Origin of the sequence: Rhodoferax sp., assembly GCF_037143375.1 — a bacterium.
Taxonomy (GTDB): Bacteria; Pseudomonadota; Gammaproteobacteria; order Burkholderiales; family Burkholderiaceae_C; genus Rhodoferax.
Genome location: NZ_JBAWYV010000150.1, coordinates 1 through 7,382 on the forward strand (window position 1 = coordinate 1; position 7,382 = coordinate 7,382).

General features: G+C 57.3%; 8 protein-coding genes. 4 read left to right on the forward strand and 4 right to left on the reverse strand.

All coding sequences use genetic code 11. The features are described from left to right. The 3 genes from WCG50_RS15990 to WCG50_RS16000 all read right to left on the reverse strand — a co-directional run. Window positions 1-206 (reverse strand): type II toxin-antitoxin system HigB family toxin (locus tag WCG50_RS15990; RefSeq protein WP_336900592.1); only part of this gene is annotated, 206 nt, incomplete at its 3' end. A gap of 113 nt (window positions 207-319) precedes the next feature. Continuing rightward, window positions 320-1,021 (reverse strand): fumarylacetoacetate hydrolase family protein, encoded by a 702-nt coding sequence (locus WCG50_RS15995; RefSeq protein ID WP_336900593.1) that lies wholly within the window; start codon window positions 1,019-1,021, stop codon window positions 320-322. Continuing rightward, entirely contained in the window at window positions 1,018-1,317 is a 300-nt protein-coding gene (locus WCG50_RS16000) for an antibiotic biosynthesis monooxygenase (RefSeq protein ID WP_336900594.1), read from the reverse strand. Before WCG50_RS16000 ends, WCG50_RS15995 begins: the two co-directional genes overlap by 4 nt. A gap of 87 nt (window positions 1,318-1,404) precedes the next feature. Here WCG50_RS16000 and ycaO point away from each other — a divergent pair, with 87 nt between their 5' ends. Together ycaO and pgeF are read left to right on the forward strand one after the other, a co-directional pair. Beyond that, entirely contained in the window at window positions 1,405-3,135 is a 1,731-nt protein-coding gene (gene ycaO, locus WCG50_RS16005; protein WP_336900595.1) for a 30S ribosomal protein S12 methylthiotransferase accessory factor YcaO, read from the forward strand. Window positions 3,136-3,137: 2 nt separating this feature from the next. After that, window positions 3,138-3,917: a peptidoglycan editing factor PgeF gene (pgeF, locus tag WCG50_RS16010; protein WP_336900596.1), complete on the forward strand. Its 780-nt coding sequence runs from the start codon at window positions 3,138-3,140 to the stop codon at window positions 3,915-3,917. Here the strand turns inward: pgeF and WCG50_RS16015 are convergent. Further along, on the reverse strand, window positions 3,849-4,133 hold the full coding sequence (locus WCG50_RS16015; RefSeq protein ID WP_336900597.1) for a hypothetical protein: 285 nt from the start codon (window positions 4,131-4,133) through the stop codon (window positions 3,849-3,851). The two genes, pgeF and WCG50_RS16015, sit on opposite strands and share 69 nt — an antisense overlap. 101 nt (window positions 4,134-4,234) lie before the next feature. Between WCG50_RS16015 and phaC the strand changes: the two genes are divergently transcribed. Beyond that, window positions 4,235-5,959: a class I poly(R)-hydroxyalkanoic acid synthase gene (gene phaC, locus WCG50_RS16020; RefSeq protein WP_336900598.1), complete on the forward strand. Its 1,725-nt coding sequence runs from the start codon at window positions 4,235-4,237 to the stop codon at window positions 5,957-5,959. A gap of 141 nt (window positions 5,960-6,100) precedes the next feature. Continuing rightward, window positions 6,101-6,838, forward strand: coding sequence for an acetoacetyl-CoA reductase (gene phbB, locus WCG50_RS16025; RefSeq protein ID WP_336900599.1), 738 nt, complete (start codon window positions 6,101-6,103; stop codon window positions 6,836-6,838). Window positions 6,839-7,382 lie beyond the last annotated feature (544 nt).

The following is a 7,382-nucleotide window of genomic DNA, read 5'->3' on the forward strand; positions in this document are numbered from 1 at the left end:
AGTCGGTAGTCGTTTCCCTTGATGTTGAAAACGACGCGGTTGTTTGCAATGATGCTGGCGTTCGCATACTGATTCTTCACATCTTGGGGACACGTCCATTGTGCCAATTTAGCCTCGGCGAACCAAGCCTTCAGCGCACCTTCAACATTACTGCGGTTTGGTTGTTGCCAGTAGGATTGGAGATTGCGCAGGGAGACTATTTGCATACCATAATGTAGTCCCAAAATGGTACTTGCGCAAGTCATTTCAACCAGAACCATCCCTCAGACATTTGATGCGCAACAATCAATTAAAGAGACCCGGGTCATGCGCAGGCAGGTTACGCGGCTTGAACGGTGAGGGTCAGGTCGCCTAAGGCGGTGATGCTGCCCGTGAGCAGGTCGCCCGGCACTACCGCGCCCACGCCGGCAGGTGTGCCGGTGTAAATCAGGTCGCCGGGCTGCAAGGCCCAAGCCGCCGACAGATGTTCGATGGTTTCGGCGATGTTCCAGATTAGTTTTGCAATCTGGCTGCGCTGGCGCTCTACGCCGTTGACTTGCAAGGCAATTTCGGCCTGGGTAATGTCACCGGCATCCGCCACCAGGGTGATCGGGCCAATCGGTGCTGAATGGTCAAAGCCCTTGGCAATGCACCACGGGCGGCCCTGTTTTTTCATCTCGTTTTGCAGGTCGCGGCGCGTCATGTCCAGGCCCACGGCGTAGCCAAAGATGTGTTGATGGGCGTCCACCGCCTTGATGTTTTTGCCGCCTTTGCCAATCGCCACCACCAGCTCGATTTCGTGGTGCAGGTTGTGGGTCAGGCTGGGGTAGGGCAGGTCGGCGGTGTCGCCTGCGTTCACCACCACCAGCGCATCGGCCGGTTTCATGAAGAAAAACGGCGCCTCGCGGCCGATTTGGCCCATCTCGATCGCGTGGTCTACGTAGTTGCGCGCCACGCAATAAATGCGGTGCACCGGAAATCGCAACGGGCTGCCCACCACGGGCACCGAGACCGTCGGCGCCGGGTCAAAGACAAAGGTCACGACTTGCCAACCAGGTCAAAGTGTTCCACCACTGGCGCAACAGCAAAAAACGGCCCGACGATCGACCGCCATTCGGCGAAGGCCGGCGACTCGCGAAAGCCCACGGTGTGGTCTTCCAGCGTGTCCCAAAAAATTTGCAGCAGGTAGCGCTCTTTGCTCTCGATGCCTTTGTTGACCTTGAAACCCTGAAACCCGTGTGCGTGTTTGATGGCCGTGTTCAGCCCGCGCAGGATGGCTTCTTCAAACGCGGCATTCTGGCCAGGGTGGATGCGGATATCGGCAAGTTCGAGGATCATGAGAGTCTCCAGTGGGTTGTGGGCGGTCGGTTGGCGGGCAAGTTTACCGCCCAAAATGCACAATTGCAGTGCGGTATGCTCGCCGCCATGAATACTGAAAACTTTATCCCAGGCAAAGACGCCTCGCTTGAATCCACTATCAAAACCCTGCAAGCAAAATTGCAGGCCCTCGGTTTTCACATTGAGGAGCGCAGTTGGCTGAACCCGGTGGATGGCATCTGGTCGGTGCACATTCGGGACCGCGACTGCCCCCTCTTGTTCACCAATGGCAAGGGCGCGACCCGTCTGGCTTGCCTGGCCAGTGCGCTGGGTGAGTTTTTTGAGCGCCTTTCCACCAATTACTTCTGGACCCACTATTACCTGGGCCCCAAAGTGGCGGACCGCCACTTTGTGCATTTCCCCCAAGAGCGCTGGTTTGACCTGCCCGAAGACGGAAGCTGGCCCGTTGATGTGCTCAACCCCGGCCTGCACAAGTTCTACAACCCCGAAGGCAGCATCGACGCCAGCAGCCTGGTGGAATTCAACTCCGGCAACGCCGAGCGCGGCATCTGCGCCATTCCTTATGTGCGCGAACGCGATGGCGTGGTGACCTATTTCCCGGTCAACATCATCGGTAATTTGTATGTGAGCAACGGCATGTCGGCCGGCAACACCCAGGCCGAGGCCCGCACGCAAGCCCTGTCGGAGATTTTCGAGCGTCACGTCAAAGGCCGCATCATCAGTGAAGGCATTTGCCTGCCCGACGTGCCAGAAGCCGTGATTGCCCGCTACCCCCGCATTGCCGCTGGCATCAACGCCTTGCGCAACGCCGGTTTTGGTATTTTGGTGAAAGACGCCTCCTTGGGTGGCCAGTACCCGGTGATGAACGTCACCCTGCTCAATCCTGAAGACCAGGGCTGCTTTGCCAGCTTTGGTGCCCATCCCCGTTTTGAGATCGCGCTGGAGCGCGCCCTGACCGAATTGCTGCAAGGCCGCGCGCTGGATGCGCTGGGCGGTTTCCCGGTGCCTGGTTTTGACCTCGAAGAAGTGGCCAGCTCCACCAACATTGAAATCCATTTTGTCGACTCCAGCGGTGTCATCCACTGGAAATTTTTGGGCGATGCGCCTGATTACGCGTTTGTGGATTGGAACTTCAGCAGCACCACGGCCGAAGACTACGCCTGGGCGGTGGACCGCATTCACAAAGACGGCCGCGAAATCTACGTGGCCGACTTCACCCACCTGGGCGTCTATGCCTGCCGCATTCTGGTGCCGGGTATGTCGGAAATTTACCCGGTGGACGACCTCGACTTCGAGAACAACAGCGTCGCTAACGACATGCGTGAAGCCATCCTGAACTTGTCCGACCTTGACGACGAAGAATGCTCCGACCTGCTGGAGGCCCTTAACGAATCCGCCGTGGCTGATCAACGCCCAGTGGCCGCAGTCATTGGCATGGCGGCCGATGCCGGTTCGTTCTGGAGCGACTTGCGCGTGGGCGAGCTCAAAACCCTGCTGGCCCTGGCCATTGGCGATGAAGCCGCCACGCTGGAAGGCTGCGACTGGGTCAAACACTTTGACCAACTCAACCCCCAGCGTCGCGCCGTTTACGCCTGCATCGAGAGCCTGATCAATCTGGCCGGCATGGGCGATACCGGCCCGTACCTGGACGCCTTGCGCCAGTTGTATGGCGCCGGCGCCGTGACCCAGGCGCACGCACTGATCATGCAAACCGACCGTTTCATGGGCCTCTCAGCCCCCGGCTTGATGCTCGAAGGCTGCGAAATGCACCGCAAACTGCTGGTGGCCTACGACAAGGTGCACGTTCGCAGCGTTTGAGCGTGAACGCCGACTGGCTCATTCCCGACTGGCCAGCGCCGGCCAACGTCCACGCGGTGTGCACCACCCGCTTGGGCGGCGTGTCAGCAGCGCCCTTTGAGTCGTTCAATCTGGGTGACCATGTCGGCGACCAGCCTTTGGCAGTGGCGGCCAACCGCGCCACGCTGCAACAGGGGCTGGGCGCCAAGCCGGTTTTTTTGACCCAGGTTCACGGCACCCATGCGGTCGGATTGACGGCTGACACCCCGGATGGCACCACGGCCGATGCCTGCTTTACCGCCCAACCGGGCTTGGCCTGCACCATCATGGTGGCCGATTGCCTGCCGGTGCTCCTGACCGACACCCAAGGTCGACTGGTTGGGGTAGCCCACGCCGGTTGGCGCAGTTTGGCAGGGCAGGGTGGGCACGGCGTGCTGGAGCAACTTATTAAGCCTTTTAGGGCTCTAGCCCCCGTCCATCCTGCGCAAGTAGCTCCTGAAATAATAGCGTGGCTGGGACCGTGCATTGGTCCGCAAGCCTTTGAGGTCGGCCCCGAGGTTCGTGATGCTTTTGTTGCGGAAAACCAACGAGCGTTAGAAATGTTTGTCACCCATGTTTCAGGCAAATGGTGGGCCAACCTGCCGGGTTTGGCGCGCTTGCGGCTGGCGGCGCTGGGCGTGACGCAGGTTTACGGCAACGACGGTAGCCCAGCCTGGTGCACCGTCAGCAACCCGTCACGGTACTTCTCGTACCGGCGTGATGGCGTCACCGGCCGCCTGGCGGCTTGCATCTGGTTGGACTGAGGTTTGCTGGGCTGCGGCCCACTCAGCGGCCTCTTTGGCTTTGATCGCCCGGCGTCGGGCCGGAGAGCGCATCAGGTAAACCACCAGCGCCACCGGTCCCAGGCCATACAACACAAAGGTAATGACCGCCCCCAGCACCGTGCCGGTGGGGTGGTTGGCTTCAGCCACCGCCATCATCAGCGCCACATACAGCCAGGCAATCGGAACGATGTACATATGATTCAGTTAATATTGAAATTGACAAACGTCAGGTTTTCGAAGGGTCGGCCTTGGATACTAAGGCTTACTGTAATAAACATTCAATCAGAGAGCAAAGCATGACACAGGAATCCCCGGAATTTTGGGCGCAATCGGCTCAGCAGTTTCAACAAACGTTGAGCGAGAGCTGGACCAAAACATTTGAGTCTTTCCAGAACATGGACATGGGCGAAACCGTTGCCAAGTTGACGACTCCCCCAGCCCCCCCTCCAAAGATCACCATCGCCCCTGAAAAAATGCAGGAATTGCAGCAGCAATACCTCAAGGACGCTTCCGCACTCTGGGCCCAGAGCGCCAAAGGCGCTGAGGCATCAACCGACCGTCGTTTCTCGGCCCAAGCCTGGACCGATAACCCGGTAGCCGCTTTCTCTGCTGCCGCCTACCTGCTTAACACCCGTTCCCTGATGGGCATGGCTGAAGCGGTTGAAGCGGACGAAAAAACCCGTGCCCGCATCCGCTTTGCGGTCGAGCAGTTGGCGGCGGCTTCGGCCCCCAGCAACTTCATGGCGCTCAATGCCGAAGCGCAAAAGAAAGCCATCGACACCAAGGGTGAAAGCATTGCCAAGGGCATGCAAAACCTGCTGCAAGACATCCGCAAGGGCTCACTGTCCATGACCGATGACAGCGTGTTTGAGGTCGGCCAAAACATCGCCACCACCGAAGGCGCCGTGGTGTTTGAGAATGACTTTTTCCAATTGATCGAGTACAAGCCCCTCACCGCCAAGGTGTTCGAGAAGCCGTTCCTGCTGGTGCCCCCTTGCATCAACAAGTTCTACATTCTTGACCTGCAGCCCGACAACTCGCTCATTCGTTATGCCGTGGCCCAAGGCCACCGCACGTTTGTGGTGTCTTGGCGCAATCCGGACGCTTCCATGTCCAAAGCGTCGTGGGACGACTATGTGGAGCAAGCCGTTATTAAAGCGATCGCAGTGACGCAAGAAATCACGGGCGCTGAGAGCATCAATGCCTTGGGTTTCTGTGTCGGCGGCACGATTCTGGGCACCGCTCTGGCCGTGCTCGCTGCGCGTGGCGAAAAGCCCGTGGCCAGCGCCACCTTCCTGACCTGCCTGCTCGATTTCTCCGACACCGGCATTCTGGACATCTTCATTGACGAAAAATCGGTCAAGAAGCGAGAAAAAGAAATGGGCAAGGGCGGCATGATGAAGGGCAAGGACCTTGGCAGCACCTTCAGCTTCCTGCGTCCCAATGATCTGGTATGGAACTACGTGGTGGGCAACTACCTCAAAGGCGAGTCTCCCCCTCCGTTTGACCTGTTGTACTGGAATGGTGACTCCACCAACCTGCCAGGTCCGTTCTACGCCTGGTACCTGCGCAACACCTACCTTGAAAACAACCTGATCAAGCCCAACAAGGTGACCGTGTGCGGTGAGAAGATCGACATGAACAAAGTTGATCTGCCGGTTTACCTGTACGGCTCCTACGAAGACCACATCGTGCCAATCGGTGGCGCCTACGCTACTACCCAAGTGTTGCCGGGCAAAAAACGCTTCGTCATGGGCGCTTCCGGCCACATTGCGGGCGTGATCAACCCACCCGCCAAGAACAAGCGCAGCCACTGGATTCGTGAAGACGGCAAATTGCCTGAAGCCCACGACGACTGGATGGCCGGTGCCGTGGAGCACAAGGGCAGCTGGTGGACCGACTGGTCCGAATGGCTGGCCAAGCAAGCCGGCAAGCAAATTGCGGCGCCCAAGACCTACGGCAAAGGCAAACACAAAGTCATTGAAGCCGCTCCAGGCCGTTATGTGAAGGCAAAAGCCTGATTAGTTGGGGCTTGCCCTAATGGTCCAGTGCTGTTTATTGATTGACAATCTCACGCGGACTGTTCGCCGCAACGCCTTAAGTGGCGGCGAACGTTTCCCCAAAGTTTCATAAGTTCAGAATTTACAACGAGGAAAACGAAAATGAGTCAAAAAGTAGCTTACGTCACGGGTGGTATGGGTGGCATCGGGACCGGCATCTGCCAGCGCCTGAGCAAAGAAGGTTTCAAGGTCATCGCAGGCTGCGGGCCTACGCGCGACCATGCCAAATGGATTGCTGAACAAGCAGCCCTGGGCTTCACGTTTTACGCGTCGGCCGGTAACGTTGGCGATTGGGATTCCACAGTCGAAGCCTTCACCAAGACCAAGGCCGAGCATGGCACCATCGACGTGTTGGTCAACAACGCCGGTATCACCAAAGACCGCATGTTCATCAAGATGTCGCGCGAAGAGTGGGACGCTGTGATCGAAACCAACCTGAACTCCATGTTCAACGTCACCAAGCAAGTGGTGTCTGACATGGTGGACAAAGGCTGGGGCCGCATCATCAACATCTCCTCTGTCAATGGCGCCAAGGGTCAAGCCGGTCAAACTAACTACTCGGCTGCCAAAGCCGGCATGCACGGTTTCACCATGGCCTTGGCCCAAGAGCTGGCCTCCAAAGGCGTGACCGTCAACACCGTGAGCCCTGGCTACATCGGTACTGACATGGTCAAGGCCATTCGCCAGGACGTGCTCGACAAGATCATTGCCACCGTGCCCGTCAAGCGTCTGGGTGAGCCTAGCGAAATTGCTTCCATCATTGCCTGGGTGGCATCGGACGAAGGTGGTTACTCCACCGGCGCCGATTTCTCGGTCAATGGCGGCCTGCACATGGGCTGATGACGGTTTAGAACCGGCCCGTTCGGTATTAAAAAAGCGCCTTAGGGCGCTTTTTTTGTCTGGCGCTCTGAAAATTACCACCTGCCGTTAAAAAAACCATAGACAACTATTTCATTGGTGAAAATTCACTTTGGAATAGTTTTCTAAGGTTTCACGAACGGTAACAACCGTGTTTATCATGTGGAAGCCAAAGCAGCCAAAGCAGCCAAAGCAGCCAAACATCCGTTACGGCCTGCGGCCTAGATGGTTGTGCTCATAGTCGTTCCGTATTTGGTGCGAGATGCATTCCCATCAGCCCTTGCAAAATCAAACAGAGAAGAAAGTAACCTTTTTTATATGCAAGATCACGGATGCAAAAATGGTGACGGCTTTGCACTAGTACTTCAACACGCAAGTTTAAAAACATAATGTCGACCTAATTTTCTATCGGCATCCTGCCGGGTAAAGTTCCACTCGATGGTTCGTTTTTCTTCGTTGCGTACTTGCTGCTGTCACCGACCGCCGTATAGGATCCATTCCATGATCGGCATATAGGATCCAGTTT

What these genes read in the sequence shown, in the direction of transcription:
- ycaO (WP_336900595.1), top strand. Translation starts at nt 1,405, where the DNA reads ATGAATACTGAAAACTTTATCCCAGGCAAAGACGCCTCGCTTGAATCC.
- phaC (WP_336900598.1), top strand. Translation starts at nt 4,235, where the DNA reads ATGACACAGGAATCCCCGGAATTTTGGGCGCAATCGGCTCAGCAGTTT.
- WCG50_RS16015 (WP_336900597.1), bottom strand. Translation starts at nt 4,133, where the DNA reads ATGTACATCGTTCCGATTGCCTGGCTGTATGTGGCGCTGATGATGGCG.
- phbB (WP_336900599.1), top strand. Translation starts at nt 6,101, where the DNA reads ATGAGTCAAAAAGTAGCTTACGTCACGGGTGGTATGGGTGGCATCGGG.
- WCG50_RS16000 (WP_336900594.1), bottom strand. Translation starts at nt 1,317, where the DNA reads ATGATCCTCGAACTTGCCGATATCCGCATCCACCCTGGCCAGAATGCC.